Raw genomic sequence first — 14777 nt, 5'->3', positions numbered from 1 at the left:
AGAATGGACGCGAACGACGCCAAGAAATCCGAAGCCGCTGCGGTCGTCATCGGCAGCCTGGAAACGCCCACGCTCACCAAGGCCGAGCTGGCCGAACTGCTGTTCGACAAGCTGGGCCTGAACAAGCGCGAGTCCAAGGACATGGTGGAGGCCTTCTTCGACATCCTGCACGACAGCCTCGTGAAGGGCCAGGACGTGAAGCTCTCGGGCTTCGGCAACTTCAATATCCGCCGTAAGGCGCCGCGCCCGGGCCGTAACCCGCGCACCGGTGAGTCCATCCCCATCAAGGCACGCAACGTCGTGACTTTTCACGCCAGCCACAAACTCAAGGGGCAGGTGCAAGGTGATGCGCCGGCCGGGGAAGACTTCGAGTAGAGTCTCCCCTCCCCTCGCGAACTTGTTGATTTGCAATGGAAAAGGCGCTTCCCGCCATCCCCGCTAAACGCTACTTCACCATCGGTGAGGTCAGCGATCTTTGCGGTGTGAAGCCCTACGTTCTGCGCTATTGGGAGCAGGAGTTCACCCAACTCAAGCCCATGAAGCGGCGCGGCAACCGGCGCTATTACCAACACCACGAGGTGCTGCTGATCCGCCGCATCCGCGATCTGCTCTACGACCAGGGCTTCACGATCAGCGGCGCGCGCAACCAGCTCAGCGAAGGCCTCCCGCCCGCTGCAGCCCAGAACTTCCGCGATGAAGCCGAAGCCGCGCAGGCGCTTGAGGCGATGGATTCCCCGGGTGAGGACGACGATCTCGATGTGACCTCCGAACAGGTCCGTCTGCCGGCAACGCGCGCGACGCTCTCGCATATGCACGCTCAGCCGCTGAAAGCCGCCGAGGCCTCGCTGACGCTTCCCATCTTGGCCGTCAATCCGCTCACGTCGTTGGAGCAGGTGCGCGCCGAACTGCTCGCGATTCGAGCCAGTCTTCTGGGCTGAAATAGGCCGCAAACGCGGTTGAACTGCCTAAAGCCCAAATTCATCGGGTATACTGATTGGCTCAGTCGGGGCGTAGCGCAGCCTGGTAGCGCACTTGCATGGGGTGCAAGGGGTCGCGAGTTCGAATCCCGCCGTCCCGACCAAAAATAAGAAGAGAATCAACGGCTTAGCAGCTTCGGCAGCTAGGCCGTTTTCCTTTGTGCGCTCAATTTACGCCATTGGCCCGCTGACGGACCCACCAGCCAAAGGCTTGGCCCACGCGCCAGGAGCGCAGCAGCTGGAAGATTCTCGCGTCAAGGGCTGTGGAATGGCGCGCCCTCGTCCTCCAGCGGCGCCAGCAGCAACTCGAGCTCCGGCGCTCCGAACTTGCTCAAGGCCCCGCCGTCGTCCTGCCCCAGTAGGCCGTCAGCCAAGGCCCGCTTGCGCTCCTGCAGCTCGAGCATGCGCTCCTCGATGCTGCCCTGCGCCACCAACTGGTAGACGAACACCGGCTGGTCCTGGCCGATGCGGTGGGCGCGGGCACTGGCTTGCGCCTGCACCGCCGGGTTCCACCAGGGGTCGACATGGATCACCGTGTCGGCCGCCGTCAGGTTCAGGCCCACGCCGCCGGCCTTGAGGCTGGCCAGCAGGATGGGAACCTCGCGGGCCTGGAAGCGCTGCACGATGTCGCCTCGCTGGGTGGCTGCGGTCTTGCCGGTCAGGCGCAGGTGGGGCAGACGCAGTTCGTCCAGCACCGCGGCAATCAGGTCCAGCATCTCCGTGAACTGCGAGAACACCAACAGCCGCCGGCCCTGGGCGATGAAATCGGGCAGGTGCTCGCGCAGCCATTCCAGCTTGGCGCGCTCGACATGAGCCGGGATCTCCACGCCCTTGATCAGCAGTGGGTCGCAGCAGACCTGCCGCAGCTTGAGCATCGCATCCAGCACGCTGATGAGGCTGGTCGGCGTGAAGCCGTCGCGCGCCAGGATGCGGCGGATCATGTGGTCGGCCGCGACGCGCACGCTTTCGTACAACTGCTTTTGCTGGCCGACCAGCGTGACGCGCCTGACCAGTTCCGTCAGCGGCGGCAGCTCGGTGGCCACCTCGGTCTTCATGCGCCGCAGGATGAAAGGCCGGACGCGGGCTGCCAGCAGGCGCGCACGGGGGCCATCACGGTTGATCTCGATGGGCTTGCGCCAGTGGCGCGCAAAGGTGCGCGAGTCGCCGAGGAAGCCGGGCATCAGCAGGTCGAAGAGCGACCACAACTCGCCCAAATGGTTTTCCAGCGGCGTGCCGGTGAGCGCGAAGTGATGACGGGCGTCCAGGCGCCGCAACGCCCGAGCAGCGCGGGCCTGGGCGTTCTTGACGGCCTGGGCTTCATCCAGGATCAGCAGGTGCCAGGGTTGGGCCGACAAAGCACGCAGGTCGCGCCAGACGAGGGCGTAGGTGGTCAGCACGAGGTCAGCATCGGCCATGCGCGCACCGGCCGCGCGGTCGGCGCCATGCCAGGTCAGCAGCTTCAATCCCGGCGCAATGCGGGCCGCCTCCTGCTGCCAGTTGAAGAGCAGCGAGGTCGGCACGATGACAAGGGCCGGGCGGTCCAGCCGGCCGGCCTGCTTTTCGGCCCAGATGTGGGCCAGCGCCTGCGCCGTCTTGCCCAGACCCATGTCGTCGGCCAGGATGCCCGCCAAGCCTTGTTCGCGCAGGTATTGCAGCCAGGCCAGGCCGTGAAGTTGGTAGGGCCGTAGCTGCAGGCCAAGACCCGGTGGCTGCGCCAGCGCTGACGGCACGCCCGCCGCCAGCAGGCGCCGGCCGAGCGCCTTCAGGCCGGCGTCACCATGGATTTTCCAGCGGCCGCGCGACTCTTCCTCGACGCACCTGATGCGGTCGGCGTCCCACTCGTTGAGCCGCAGCGGCTCGCCTTTCTCCAGCTGTGCCGGCTTCAGCAGGTCCAGCAGCGCCAGCATGATCGCCTTGAGCGGCGCGGCCTGGGCATGGAATCGCCGCCCTCCGGGCGCACGCAGCGAGATGACGGCTTCATCTTCGATGGCGCCAATCGCCACGGCGTCCAGCCAGCGCTTGTCACGGCGCAGCAGGTTGGCGATCAGCGGTGCGAGGTCGATGCGCTCGCCGTCCACTTCCATGCCGAGGCTGACCAGCCAGGCGCCCTGCCGTCGCGCCAGGCCCAGGCCTTCGACACGGCGAGCGGGCTTGGGGGCCTCTTCGACGGCTTCGGCCAGCCCGAGCTGCCAGCCGCTGACGGCACGGCTGTGGTGGGCAAAGCCGGGCTCCGTGGTGACCTGCCACCCCGCCGCCAGCAGCTCGGGCACCTTGTCGACGTGGAAGTCGCCGAAGAACTCTTCCTGCACCAGCGTCCACAGCGAGCCCAGCTGCAACGGGTCACCACGCCATTGCAGCAGGCCGGGGTCCAGCGGGATGAGGCCCCGCGTCAGCAGCGCCTGCTCGGCTTGTGAATCAGCCGAAGCCAGCATCGCCACCGTCACCTGCTCGCCGCGTGGCCCGAGGGGGCCGCGTGGGCGCAGGCCCAGCAGGCCATCGCCGCGCGTCAACGTGCGCAGCGTGAGGTGGGGGCGAGAAACGGGCATCGCGACAGTCTCGCAGCCCGCGAGACCTTCGCGACCGAACTCAGGACTTCAGCACGCCCTGGATGTGGGCGGCGATGGCGTCGTCCTGGCAGTTCGTGAAGAACAGTTCCTGGAACTTCTCGCCCGACACGGCGGCCTTCAGCAGGTCCTGGTCGACGGCCTTCAGCGTGGTCAGCATGTCCTTGCACGACGCGGCCTTCAGGTCCTTCAGGATGCCGCGGTTCTTGGCCATGATGGCCGCGCGCTCCTTGGGGTAGCCGGCGCCGCGCTCGTTCTCGAGCAGCTTGCGGTAGCAGTCCTGCAGGTTCAGCTCAGCGGCCCAGCCGAAGCCCTTGGCGTAGGGCATGGACATGCAGTTGCCGTCGTTGATCTGGCCGAACAGGAAGGCGTCGGTCGGGTCGATGACCAGGCCGCAGAACACGCCGGGCATGGAATTGCAGGCCAGCATGGAGCCCATGCCGGTGCCGCAGCCGGTGACGACGAAGTCGGCGGCCTTGGAGTTCAGCAGGATGCCGGCGAGCAGGCCGTTCATCACATAGGTCAGCGAGGCCTTGTCCTCGGGCGTGTACATGCCGTAGTGGTGGACGCTGTGGCCCAGCGGCTCGGCGACGGTCTTGAGGGCGTTGTGGACGATCTCGGACTTGGCGGCCTGGCTGTTCTCGATGATGAGGGCGATCTTCATGGCGGTGGCTTTCGGTAGCGGAATGAGGGCTGAGGCGGCCTAAGGACCACCCCGGTGCATGGGCCGCTGCGGCTCAGGCCAGAGGGGCCTTGAGCGCGGGCCGTCATGCCAGGCGTCATCCCCGAAAGGGCAGGACTGCATGGTCCCGCTTGAGCAACCTGGCCAACCGCGCACCTGGGTCAGGTGCTGGCGCAGGCGCGATTGTGCCCGTTATTGGAACGTCGTTTCAATAAATCGACTCAAACCCGAGAGCGAAGCGGGGTTGCTGGTTTCTCAGTCGCCCTCGCCGCCAAGCGGCTTCAATTGACGGCCGGCCGGCAAGGCGCGCAGGTACTTGAAGGTGCCGGTGGCATGCGCGCAGAGCTTGCCGTCCGCGGCAAAGACCGAACCCTCGCAGAAAGCCATCGTCGTGGAGCGGTGCAGCAGCTTGCCCACCGCGCGCAGCTCGCCCTCGCCCGGGCGCATGAAGCTGGTCTTCATCTCCACCGTCACCACACCCGGCCCGAGGTCGGGCAGGTGGCGATTCACGCTGCGCGCGGCGTGCGCCATGGCCACGTCCAGCAGCGTCATCACGACGCCGCCATGCGCCACGCGCCAGGAGTTCAGGTGCTGCTCGCTGATCGTCAGCCGTAGCTCGGCCTCGCCGTCGCCGACCGAGTGCAGCGTGAAGCCGAGTTGCTGGACGAAGGGGATGTGGACCGGGAACTCCATGAGTCAGGTCATCCGCCGTGAATGGCGCTGACGCCGCCGTCAACCGCCAGGATCTGGCCGGTGATGTGCTTGCCGGCCTTGGACGCGAACAGCAGGGCCGCGCCCTTGAGGTCGTCGTCGTCACCAATGCGGTTCAGCGGCGCATGCGATGCCATCTTCTCTTCGCCGACGGCCGCAAGCAGACCCTTGGTCATCTTGCTCGGGAAGAAGCCCGGCGCCAATGCGTTGACGGTGATGCCGTATTGGCCCCACTCGCCAGCCAGCGCCCGCGTGAAGTTCACGGCCGCGCCCTTGCTGGTGTTGTAGGCGATGGTCTTCATGACGGCCGAGTTGCCGCCCAGGCCCGCAATGGAGGCCACGTTGATGATGCGGCCCGACTTGCGCGGGATCATGCTGGCCTTGGCCGCCGCCTGGGCAAAGATGAAGAGGCTGCGGATATTCAGGTTCATGACCTTGTCCCAGGCCTCGAGCGGATGGTCCTCGGCCGGTGCACCCCAGCTGGCGCCGGCGTTGTTGACGAGGATGTCGATCTGGCCGTAGCGCTCCATCGTTTCGGCGACGACGCGCTGGGCGTCCTCGGCCACCGATGCATCGGCCGCGACCCAGCGTGCATCGATGCCGCGGGCCTGCAGGTGGGCGGCGGACTCTTCCAGGTCGGACGCCTTGCGCGAGGTCAGCATGATCTTGGCGCCGGCATCACCCAGCGCTTCGGCGATCTGCAGGCCCAGGCCGCGCGAGCCGCCGGTCACGAGGGCCACCTGGCCGGTCAGGTCGAAGAGGTCTTGGACTTTGGTGCTCATGGGTGTGTCTCCGGTTCAAAAGTATTCGGGTTTCATTTCGCGGCACAGCGGCTCGCGGCGTGCGACGACGTCGAGCCAGGCGCCGATCTTGGGCAGCTCGTAAGCGTAGAAGTAACGGGCCGCGGCGCGCTTGCCGTGGGCGAAGTCGCTGTCGCCCTGTATCGACATTTCAGCGGTCAGCATCACATCCAACCAGATCCAGGCCAGCACCGTGTGGCCGAAGGCCTGCATGTACGGCGTTGCATTGGCCAGAGCCTCCTCGGGCTCGCCGGTGCTCCAGGCCTTCTTGGTTGCGCCACCCACCTGCGCCAAAGCAGCGGCCAATTGGTTGGCCTGAGGCGCCCAGTCGGTTTGCATCGCGCGCTCGATGGTGGCTTGCACTCGCGCAGCCAGTGCAGCCAGCGACGCCCCGCCCTGCTGCACGACTTTGCGGCCCAGCAGGTCCAAGGCCTGGATGCCATGCGTGCCCTCGTGGATCATGTTCAGGCGCTGGTCGCGCCAGTACTGCTCGACCGGGAAGTCACGCGTGTAGCCATAGCCGCCCAGCACCTGGATGGCCAGGGAGTTGGACTCCAGACACCACTCGCTGGGCCAGCTCTTGGCAATCGGGATCAGCACGTCCAGCAGAGCCTGCGCCTCCACCTTGGCGTCGCCGGTGTTCAGCTCGTCGACGAGGCGGGCGCAATACAGCTCCAGCGCCAGGCCACCTTCGACATAACTCTTCTGCGCCAGCAGCATGCGGCGCACATCGGCGTGCTCGATGATGGGCCGCTGCGGGCTGGCCGCGTCCTTGCCGGTGGCGGTCATCGGCCGGCCCTGCGGGCGCTGCTTGGCGTATTCCAGGCTGGCCTCATAGCCGGCGTAGCCCAGCATGACGGCGCCGAGACCCACGCCGATGCGCATCTCGTTCATCATGAAGAACATGCAGCGCAGGCCCTCGCCGGGCTTGCCGACGAGATAGCCGACCGCGCCCACCTTGCCGCCCGGCTGGTGGCGGCCCTCGCCGAAGTTCAGCAGGCAGTTCGTCGTGCCGCGATGGCCGAGCTTGTGGTTCAAGCCCGCCAACGCGATGTCGTTGCGCTCTCCGGTCAGTCGGCCGTCCTGGCCCACCATCTGCTTGGGCACGATGAAGAGGGAGATGCCCTTGGTGCCGGGGATCAGCTTGCCGTCCGGGCCGGGGATCTTGGCCAACACCAGATGGACGATGTTCTCGCGCAGCTCATGCTCGCCACCCGAGATCCACATCTTGTTGCCGCGCAGGCGGTAGCGGGCGCCGAGGGCATCGGCCTCGTCTTCGAGTTCGGCGCGTGTGACCACGTCCGACAGCGACGAGCCGGCCTGCGGCTCCGACAGGCACATGGTGCCGAACCACTGGCCGGCCAGCAGCGTCTTGGCGAAGACCTCACGCTGGCGCTCGCTGCCATGCTCCATCAGCAGGTTGGCATTGCAGGTCGTCAGCACCGCGTACGAGCCGGCGTGGACGTTGGCCGCGCTGACGAAGGCATTGGCCGCCGTCTCGACGAGGCAGGGCAGCTGCATGCCGCCCAGCTCGTAGTCATGCGCCGCGGCCATCATGCCGGAGTCGACCAGGGCGTTGACCGCCTCCAGCGTCGCCGCGGGCAGATGCACGCGCTCGCCATCGAAGCGCGGCTCCTCGATGTCCATCAGCCGGTAGTGGGGTGCGAACTTCTCGCGGGCGATGCGCTCGCAGGTGTCGAGCACGGCGCTGAAGGTCTCGCGCGAATGGTCGGCAAAGCGCTCACGCGCGGTGAGGTCACCGGCACGCAGCCAGTCGAACAGAAGGAATTCCAGGGTGTCACGCATCACGGCTAATCCGCCTTCGCCTTGGTCACGGCCATGGTGCCGCTGGCCTTGGCCACGAGCCTGCGCTCGCCGCCCGCCACCGCGTACACCTCGGCCTCGGTGAATGAAACCTGTCGGCCGGGCTTGATGACCCAGGCCTCGCATTCCAGCCGCTCACCGCTCGCGCCGCGCAGCAGGCTGGTCTTGAATTCGGCCGTCAGCACCCAGTGGCCCTCGAGGGCACAAGTCTGCGCTGCGGCGCCCATTGAATGGTCTGCCAGAGCGGCGACCACGCCGGCATGGACGACACCGGTGTGCTGGCAATGCCGCCTGGCAATGACGAGCTGGGTGCTGACGCGTCCCGGCTCAACAGCCGTCGGCTCCACGCCCAGGTCGACCATGAAGGGCGCCGAGCGGAAAAAACCGCGCAGCGTGTCGAGGTCGACCTGCATGGAATCAGTCGCCCGAACTGCGGACGATGGTGCCCTGGGCCAGCGCGCAGAGCTTCTCGGCACCGTCCTTGACGGCGAACACTTCGCAGCGGCACACCGCCTGCGTCTTGCTGACCGCGTCGGCACTGGCGCGGGCGATCAAGCGTTCGCCGACAGCTGGGCGCACGTAATTGATCTTGAACTCCGAGGTCAGCACGGGCACCTGCATGGCCGTGCCGCCTGCATAGGTCAGCGCGTTGTCGGCCAGGTAGCTGACGATGCCGCCGTGCGCAAAGCCGTTCTGCTGCAGATGCTCGGGCTTGAGCGCCAGCTGCAGATCGACCTTGCCCGGCGACAGCGCCACGAGCTCCGAACCCAGCAGCACGCTGAACGGCTGCTTGGCCAGGACCTCGCGGCCCATCGCCAGAAACACTTCTGGCGTGACGCTCATCAGAGCACTTCGAAGATGCCAGCCGCGCCCATGCCGCCGCCGATGCACATCGTCACGCAGACGCGCTTGGCGCCACGGCGCTTGCCTTCGATGAGGGCGTGGCCCGTCAGGCGCTGGCCCGACACGCCGTAGGGGTGGCCGACGGCAATCGCGCCACCGTTCACGTTGAGGCGGTCCATCGGGATGCCCAGCGTGTCGGCGCAGTACAGCACCTGCACGGCGAAGGCTTCGTTCAGCTCCCACAGGTCGATGTCGGCGACCGTCAGGCCCAGCTTCTTCAGCACCTTCGGCACAGCGAACACGGGGCCGATGCCCATTTCATCGGGCTCGCAACCGGCCACCGCAAAGCCGAGGAAGCGGCCGATGGGCTTGAGGTTGTGCGTGGACGCGTATTGCTCGCTGACCAGGGCGCAGGCACCCGCGCCATCGCTGAACTGGCTGGCATTGCCGGCCGAGATCAGGCCGCCGGGCATGGCGGAGCGCAGGTCCTTGATGGCGTCATAGGTCGTGCCTTCGCGCAAGCCTTCATCGGCGCTGATGGTGACTTCCTTGCTCATCAGGCCCATGACCTTGTCGGCCACGCCCATGGTCGTGGTGACCGAGATCAGTTCGTCGGCAAACTTGCCGGCGGCCTGGGCGGCGCAGGCCTTCTGCTGGCTGCCGGCGCCGTACTGGTCCATGCGCTCGCGCGAGATGCTGTAGCGCTTGGCCACGTTCTCGGCGGTCTGCAGCATGTTCCAGTAGATCTCGGGCTTGAGCTTCATCAGCGCCGGGTCGACCAGCATGTGCTTGTTGGCCTCTTGCTGCACGCAGGAAATGCTCTCGACGCCGCCGGCGATGTAGACATCCCCCTCGCCGGCAATGATGCGCTGCGCGGCCATCGCAATGGTCTGCAGGCCGCTGGAGCAGAAGCGGTTGATGGTGACGCCGCTCACCGTGATGGGCAGGCCGGCCTTCAGCGCGATCTGACGCGCGATGTTGGAGCCGGTGGCGCCTTCGGGCGTGGCGCAGCCCATCAGCACGTCCTCGATGGCGCCGCCATCGATGCCGGCGCGCTCGACGGCCGCCTTGACGGCATGGCCACCCAGCGTGGCGCCATGGGTCATGTTGAACGCGCCCTTCCAGCTCTTGGCGAGCGGCGTGCGGGCGGTGGAGACGATCAGTGCGTTGCTCATGTTTTGAATCCTTGTTCGGTGGACCGAGGGCTTAGGTGAAGGACTTGCCTTCAGCCACCAAGCGATCCAGGAGCGGCGCGGGCGTCCAGAACGCGCCGTCGTCCATCGGGTTCTTGGCAAAGCGGTTCATCGCCTGCACGACGTTAAAGAGGCCGAGGGTGTCGGCGTAGCACATCGGGCCACCGCGGAAGATGGGGAAGCCGTAGCCGGTCAGGTAGACCATGTCGACGTCGGACGCGCGCTGGGCGATGCCTTCTTCCAACAGATGCGCAGCCTCGTTGACGAGGGCGAACACCAGGCGGTGCACGATCTCCTCGTCGCTGATGTCGCGCTTCTTCGCGCCGATGGCTTCGCGGTGCTTGGCCAGCATCTCCTCGACGACAGCCGACGGTATGGCGTCGCGCTTGCCGGGCAGGTAGTCGTACCAGCCGGCACCGGTCTTCTGGCCGAAGCGACCCAGTTCGCACAGGCGGTCGGCGCTGGCCGAATACTTCATCGTCGCGCGCTCAACCGAGCGGCGCTTGCGGATGGCCCAGCCGATGTCGTTGCCGGCCAGGTCGCCCATGCGGAAGGGGCCCATCGCGAAGCCGAACTTCTCGACGGCCTTGTCCACCTGCTGGGGCGTGCAGCCTTCATCGAGCAGGAAGCCGGCCTGGCGGCTGTACTGCTCGATCATGCGATTGCCGATGAAGCCGTCGCAGACGCCGGACACGACGGCCGTCTTCTTGATCTTCTTGCCGATGGCCATGACCGTGGCCAGCACGTCCTTGGCGGTTTCCTTGCCGCGCACCACTTCCAGCAGCTTCATCACATTGGCCGGGCTGAAGAAGTGCATGCCCACCACGTCCTGCGGGCGCTTGGTGAAGGACGCGATCTTGTCGACGTCCAGCGTCGAGGTGTTGGAGGCCAGGATGGCGCCGGGCTTGGCGACTTCATCCAGTTGCTTGAAGACGGCTTCCTTGACGCCGATCTCCTCGAACACCGCTTCGATGATGAGGTCGGCGTCTCCCAGGTCGGCGTAGCTCAGCGTGGTGCTCAGCAAGGCCATGCGCTGGGCGTACTTGTCTTCCTTGAGCTTGCCCTTCTTGACCTGGGACTCGTAGTTCTTCTTGATGGTCGCGACACCGCGGTCCAGGGCTTCCTGCTTGGTCTCCAGGATGGTGACCGGGATTCCGGCGTTCAGGAAGTTCATCGAGATGCCGCCACCCATGGTGCCGGCGCCGATGACACCGACCTTGGCGATGGTGCGCAGCGGCGTGTCCTCGGGCACGTCGGAAATCTTGGATGCCACACGCTCGGCGAAGAACAGATGGCGCAGTGCCTTCGATTCCGGCGTCAGCATCAGGGCCGCAAAGCCTTCGCGCTCAGCGCGCATGCCGTCGTCGAACTTCAGGTTCACGGCACCGGCCACGGCTTCCAGGCAGCGCAGCGGCGCCGGGAAGTTCTTGCTCATGCCGCCCACCATGTTGCGGGCGAACTGGAAGTAGGCCTCGGCGTTCGGGTGGCGGGCCTTCAGCTCACGCACCTTGGGCAGCGGGCGCTTCTCGGAGATCTCTTCGGCGAACTTGACCGCGGCGTCCACCACGTCGGCATCGACGATCTTGTCGAACAGCTTCTGGCCCGGAACCATGGCCAGCATCTGGGCTTCCACCGGCTCGCCGCTGACGATCATGTTCAGCGCGGGCTCCACGCCCAGCGCGCGCGGCAGGCGCTGCGTGCCGCCGGCGCCGGGCAGCAGGCCCAGCTTCACTTCGGGCAGGGCAACCTTGGTGCCGGTCTGCGCGACGCGGTAGTGGCAACCCAGGGCCAGCTCCAGCCCACCGCCCATGCACACACTGTGGATGGCGGCGACGACCGGCTTGCTGCTGTTCTCGACCACCGAGATCAGGCTCAACAGGTTCGGCTCGGCCAGCGCCTTGGGGCTGCCGAATTCCTTGATGTCGGCACCGCCCGAGAAGGCCTTGCCGGCGCCCGTGATGACCAGGCTGGTGATGGCCGGATCGGCCTCAGCGCGCTCCACGCCAGCGGCAACGGCGGCACGGGTGGCAAAACCCAGACCGTTGACCGGCGGGTTGTCGAGCGTGATCACGGCAACGCTGCCGCGAACTTCGTAATGGGCTGTCATGGGCACGACCTCGGTTGGCGGGCCTACTGCGTCTGCTGCAGCCGGCCCAGAAATAGAACGACCGTTCGATTCTAGGCAGCGCCCGCCGCGCAGTCTTGTCCCGGCAGTGACAAGGAGCGTGCGGCCAGCTCTCAGCCCGGATCGCGGCGCAGGATCACGGTGTCCTTGAAGCCCTTGGACGTCTCCGGGTCTTCCGGTGGCTGCAGCTTGGATTCGGCATAGCGGCGGGCGGCCTCCGCGGCATCCGTCGGCGCCTCAGGCGCGGACGCAGCGCGCGGTGTGGGCCTCACCGCCAGGCGCAGCTCATGGTTCTCACGCTGCAGCTGCTCGATCTGCTTGCGCGTTTGCGTCAGTTGCTGGGCAGACAGCTGGCGCGCCTGCTCCACGTTGTGCACCCGTTGCCGCTCGCGCTTGACCTGGCGCGACAGCCAGCCGAACACGGCTGCCGCCGCCAGCAGGCCCCCGAGCACAAAGCTGCCCAGCACAGGCAGCAGTTGACCGTTGTCCATATGTCCTCCCCGACATCGTCGTCGCTTGCAAATGTACGAGCGCCGCTGCGCCGTGTTCGCCCGGCCAGGGTTTACCCATGAGTCGCCATGCCTGTCAAACGGCCGCGCGCCCTTGGATGCGCGGCGGCCCACAGCTAGAGTGCGGGCCATGCTGATTCCGGTCGTTTACCCACCTCGCGAGCCCGCCCCGCCGCCGCAGTTTTCCCCGCCGCCGCCACCCAAGTCCGAAGAGCCCAGCCCGCCTGGCCCACCGGAACCCCCTTCCGAGCCGCCGGCCCCGCTCCAGCCCGAGGGCGACGTGCCCTGGATGCTCTATCTGCTGCGCGTGCTGGGCCTGTGCGCCTTTCCGGTCGGCATCGTCATTGCCGGCGTCATCGTGCTGCTGGGGCTGGACCAGGCGCAGGAGACGCTGCTGTCGCTGGAAGTGGGCAGCGCCCAGACAGCCATGCTCGTGGTCGCCTTCGGCCTGTGGCTGATGCTGGCCTGGTACACCAGCCGCCTGCTGCTGGACCGCCGCTTCAAGCCTGACACGCTGGGCGAGTGCATGAACCCGCGCTTCGCGAGCGCGCTGCGGCGTTGGCTGCCGCGCGGGCTGATCCTCGGCGGCGGCCTGCCTATCGCCGGCTTCTTCCTGCTGCAGACCCGCGAGCGGCTCATCGGCGTCGGCCTGCTGGCGGTCACCGCGGGCCTGTACCTCTTCGTCTGGAAGCGGCGCGCCTGGCTGCTCAAGATTGGCAGCGACTCACGCCTGGCACGCTGGCTATGCCTGGACGGCCGGCGCGAGGCCATCGCGCTGATGGAGCGGGAAGACCGCATGAGCACGCCGTCGCGCGTGCTCGTCGTGCTCGTGCTGCTGCTGCAATGGGCCATCTTCGGCTCGCTGCTGGCCTGGCCCGAGGCCACGGCGCGCGCCATCGGCTCGCCGGCCCTGGTGCTGCTGGCCATGGGCAGCTGGATCGTCTTCGGCGGCATCCTGTTGACCTACGTGCCCAAGGCGCTGATCCGCATCCCGCTCACCGCCCTGCCGCTGCTGCTCTTCGTGGCCTTCGCACCGCTGAACGACAACCACCGCGTGGCCTTGCCCGAGCGCAGCGCGGGCAGCTCCATCGGCAACCGCCAGCCGGCCGACGCGTGGGTGCAGACCTGGCTGCGCACCGTCGGCGCCGACGGCAAGCGCCCGCTGGTCATCGTCGCCGTGGCGGGCGGCGCGTCGCGCGCGGCGTACTGGGGCAGCGCGTCGCTGGCGCGCCTGCAGGATCTGGGTGAGCAGCAGGGCGTCAACTTCGCCGACTCCGTCTTCGCCATCAGCGGCACCTCGGGCGGCGCCCTGGGGGCGACCAGCTTCGTTGCCGCCGTCGATGCGCGCCGCCAGTCCCTCGACGCCGCCGCCTGCACGCCCTGGAAGCTGGTGCGCGACTTCACCGGCCGCGACCACCTCGCCACGCCGGTCGGCTACATGCTCTACCCCGACCTGGCCCAGCGCTTCCTGCCCGTGGCCATGGCCGGCGCCGACCGCTCGCTGGGGCTGGAACAGGTCTGGATCCGCGACTGGCCCAAGGCCCTGGCCAGCCAATGCCCGCTGCGCGCGAACGCCAACCGCAACCCCTGGGGCGAACCGCTGACCTCGTTGCACGCCCGCGCCACCGAGGCCGAGTGGCTGCCGCTGCTGGCACTCAACACCTCGGCCCTGTCGCGCGGCCAGCGTGTCTACCAGGCCGACTTCCTGCTGGCCGGCGGCGACGGCATCGACCTGCTCGACCCCGCCCTCGGCCTGGACGTCGACCGCATGACGCTGGCCCAGGCCGTGCACAACAGCGCGCGCTTCCCCTACATCAGCCCGGCTGCGGCTGCCGTCTTCAAGGAGCCCCACAAGGACGAGGAGGCCGGCGACGTGGGCCGCGTGTGGGACCGCCTCGGCGACGGCGGTTATGTGGAAGCGAGTGCCACGCTGACGCTGTCCGACCTGCTGCGCGACCTGGAGGCTGCCGGTCGGCTCAAGACCTGCAAGCCCGAGGATGACTGCGCCGCGCAAGGCATCCTGGACCGCTCGCGGCTGCGGCTGCTGCTGCTCGCCAACACGCCGTCCCAGGTGGACGACTGGCTGTGCCGCGACGCGCCCACGGCCGCCGACGCCCAGCCGCTGGACGGCCGCCGCTACCGGGCAACGCACATGGGGCTGAACGAGGTCGTCGCGCCGGTGCAGGGCATCCTGAACAGCAACAGCAGCCGCGGGCGGGACTCGGCCGTCGAGCTCATCAAGCGCATCGGCGGCTGCGGCCAGGTGGCGGAGCTGCGCCTGCCGGCGATCAAGGGCGAGCGCCCGCCGTCGATGAACTGGATGCTGAACTCGGCCTCGCGCGCGCAGATCGATGCGGCCCTGCTGGAAAAGCTGCCCATCACCGATCCCGCATTCGGCCCGGCCCAGGCTCAGCTGAACGCACACCTGCGCCAGGCCAAGGGCTGGATGCTGCAAATGAAGTGACATGTTTTGGGGGCGGCGTGCCCTGAGGGGTGCGTCAGGGCCTTCGGGCGGCCGTGCGGCACAGACATGCGGCGCGGCCACAATG

General features: G+C 67.5%; 13 protein-coding genes and 1 tRNA gene. 4 read left to right on the top strand and 10 right to left on the bottom strand.

Features of this window, described 5'->3' with window-relative positions; all coding sequences use genetic code 11:
* Positions 1 to 3: 3 nt before the first annotated feature.
* The 3 genes from AC07V5_RS19335 to AC07V5_RS19325 all read left to right on the top strand — a co-directional run bounded on the left by AC07V5_RS19335 (position 4) and on the right by AC07V5_RS19325 (position 1081).
* Positions 4 to 375, top strand: a complete 372-nt coding sequence (locus AC07V5_RS19335) for an integration host factor subunit alpha (RefSeq protein ID WP_495117336.1) — start codon at positions 4 to 6, stop codon at positions 373 to 375.
* 35 nt (positions 376 to 410) lie between these two features.
* Positions 411 to 938 carry a MerR family transcriptional regulator gene (locus AC07V5_RS19330; protein ID WP_495117335.1) on the top strand — a complete coding sequence of 176 codons (528 nt, stop codon included), beginning with the start codon at positions 411 to 413 and terminating at the stop codon, positions 936 to 938.
* Positions 939 to 1004: 66 nt separating this feature from the next.
* Positions 1005 to 1081 (top strand) — tRNA-Pro (locus AC07V5_RS19325).
* A 150-nt stretch (positions 1082 to 1231) separates the two neighbouring features.
* Here the strand turns inward: AC07V5_RS19325 and AC07V5_RS19320 are convergent.
* From AC07V5_RS19320 to AC07V5_RS19275, 10 genes are all read right to left on the bottom strand, one after another.
* A complete protein-coding gene (locus AC07V5_RS19320; protein ID WP_495117334.1) occupies positions 1232 to 3523 on the bottom strand; it encodes a DEAD/DEAH box helicase in 2292 nt (763 codons plus the stop codon).
* A 40-nt stretch (positions 3524 to 3563) separates the two neighbouring features.
* Positions 3564 to 4205 (bottom strand): RpiB/LacA/LacB family sugar-phosphate isomerase, encoded by a 642-nt coding sequence (locus tag AC07V5_RS19315; RefSeq protein ID WP_495117333.1) that lies wholly within the window; start codon positions 4203 to 4205, stop codon positions 3564 to 3566.
* Positions 4206 to 4478: 273 nt separating this feature from the next.
* Positions 4479 to 4916, bottom strand: a complete 438-nt coding sequence (locus AC07V5_RS19310) for a PaaI family thioesterase (protein ID WP_495117332.1) — start codon at positions 4914 to 4916, stop codon at positions 4479 to 4481.
* An 8-nt stretch (positions 4917 to 4924) separates the two neighbouring features.
* Positions 4925 to 5716, bottom strand: coding sequence for an SDR family oxidoreductase (locus AC07V5_RS19305; protein ID WP_495117331.1), 792 nt, complete (start codon positions 5714 to 5716; stop codon positions 4925 to 4927).
* 15 nt (positions 5717 to 5731) lie between these two features.
* Positions 5732 to 7540, bottom strand: coding sequence for an acyl-CoA dehydrogenase (locus AC07V5_RS19300; RefSeq protein ID WP_495117330.1), 1809 nt, complete (start codon positions 7538 to 7540; stop codon positions 5732 to 5734).
* A gap of 5 nt (positions 7541 to 7545) precedes the next feature.
* On the bottom strand, positions 7546 to 7971 hold the full coding sequence (locus tag AC07V5_RS19295) for a PaaI family thioesterase (protein ID WP_495117329.1): 426 nt from the start codon (positions 7969 to 7971) through the stop codon (positions 7546 to 7548).
* Between the two features lie 4 nt (positions 7972 to 7975).
* Positions 7976 to 8401 carry a PaaI family thioesterase gene (locus AC07V5_RS19290; RefSeq protein ID WP_495117328.1) on the bottom strand — a complete coding sequence of 142 codons (426 nt, stop codon included), beginning with the start codon at positions 8399 to 8401 and terminating at the stop codon, positions 7976 to 7978.
* Entirely contained in the window at positions 8401 to 9576 is a 1176-nt protein-coding gene (locus tag AC07V5_RS19285) for an acetyl-CoA C-acyltransferase (RefSeq protein ID WP_495117327.1), read from the bottom strand. The genes AC07V5_RS19290 and AC07V5_RS19285 overlap by 1 nt, the downstream gene beginning before the upstream one ends.
* 31 nt (positions 9577 to 9607) lie before the next feature.
* On the bottom strand, positions 9608 to 11701 hold the full coding sequence (locus AC07V5_RS19280) for a 3-hydroxyacyl-CoA dehydrogenase NAD-binding domain-containing protein (RefSeq protein WP_495117326.1): 2094 nt from the start codon (positions 11699 to 11701) through the stop codon (positions 9608 to 9610).
* A 131-nt stretch (positions 11702 to 11832) separates the two neighbouring features.
* On the bottom strand, positions 11833 to 12210 hold the full coding sequence (locus AC07V5_RS19275; RefSeq protein ID WP_495117325.1) for a hypothetical protein: 378 nt from the start codon (positions 12208 to 12210) through the stop codon (positions 11833 to 11835).
* A 298-nt stretch (positions 12211 to 12508) separates the two neighbouring features.
* Between AC07V5_RS19275 and AC07V5_RS19270 the strand changes: the two genes are divergently transcribed.
* The gene (locus AC07V5_RS19270; protein ID WP_495117324.1) at positions 12509 to 14692 is read left to right on the top strand and encodes a hypothetical protein; all 2184 of its coding nucleotides are present in this window, start codon (positions 12509 to 12511) and stop codon (positions 14690 to 14692) included.
* Positions 14693 to 14777: the final 85 nt, after the last annotated feature.

The organism is Roseateles sp. GW821-FHT02E12, from assembly GCF_059421665.1.
The sequence above is the reverse complement of the archived record's forward strand: the minus strand, read 5'-3'. Positions and strand labels throughout refer to the sequence as shown.

Bases quoted from the DNA above. Each gene is read 5' to 3' on its own strand.
- AC07V5_RS19305 (WP_495117331.1), bottom strand. From the start codon at position 5,716: ATGAGCACCAAAGTCCAAGACCTCTTCGACCTGACCGGCCAGGTGGCC.
- AC07V5_RS19320 (WP_495117334.1), bottom strand. From the start codon at position 3,523: ATGCCCGTTTCTCGCCCCCACCTCACGCTGCGCACGTTGACGCGCGGC.
- AC07V5_RS19335 (WP_495117336.1), top strand. From the start codon at position 4: ATGGACGCGAACGACGCCAAGAAATCCGAAGCCGCTGCGGTCGTCATC.
- AC07V5_RS19285 (WP_495117327.1), bottom strand. From the start codon at position 9,576: ATGAGCAACGCACTGATCGTCTCCACCGCCCGCACGCCGCTCGCCAAG.
- AC07V5_RS19310 (WP_495117332.1), bottom strand. From the start codon at position 4,916: ATGGAGTTCCCGGTCCACATCCCCTTCGTCCAGCAACTCGGCTTCACG.
- AC07V5_RS19295 (WP_495117329.1), bottom strand. From the start codon at position 7,971: ATGCAGGTCGACCTCGACACGCTGCGCGGTTTTTTCCGCTCGGCGCCC.
- AC07V5_RS19275 (WP_495117325.1), bottom strand. From the start codon at position 12,210: ATGGACAACGGTCAACTGCTGCCTGTGCTGGGCAGCTTTGTGCTCGGG.
- AC07V5_RS19330 (WP_495117335.1), top strand. From the start codon at position 411: ATGGAAAAGGCGCTTCCCGCCATCCCCGCTAAACGCTACTTCACCATC.
- AC07V5_RS19280 (WP_495117326.1), bottom strand. From the start codon at position 11,701: ATGACAGCCCATTACGAAGTTCGCGGCAGCGTTGCCGTGATCACGCTC.
- AC07V5_RS19290 (WP_495117328.1), bottom strand. From the start codon at position 8,401: ATGAGCGTCACGCCAGAAGTGTTTCTGGCGATGGGCCGCGAGGTCCTG.
- AC07V5_RS19300 (WP_495117330.1), bottom strand. From the start codon at position 7,540: ATGCGTGACACCCTGGAATTCCTTCTGTTCGACTGGCTGCGTGCCGGT.
- AC07V5_RS19315 (WP_495117333.1), bottom strand. From the start codon at position 4,205: ATGAAGATCGCCCTCATCATCGAGAACAGCCAGGCCGCCAAGTCCGAG.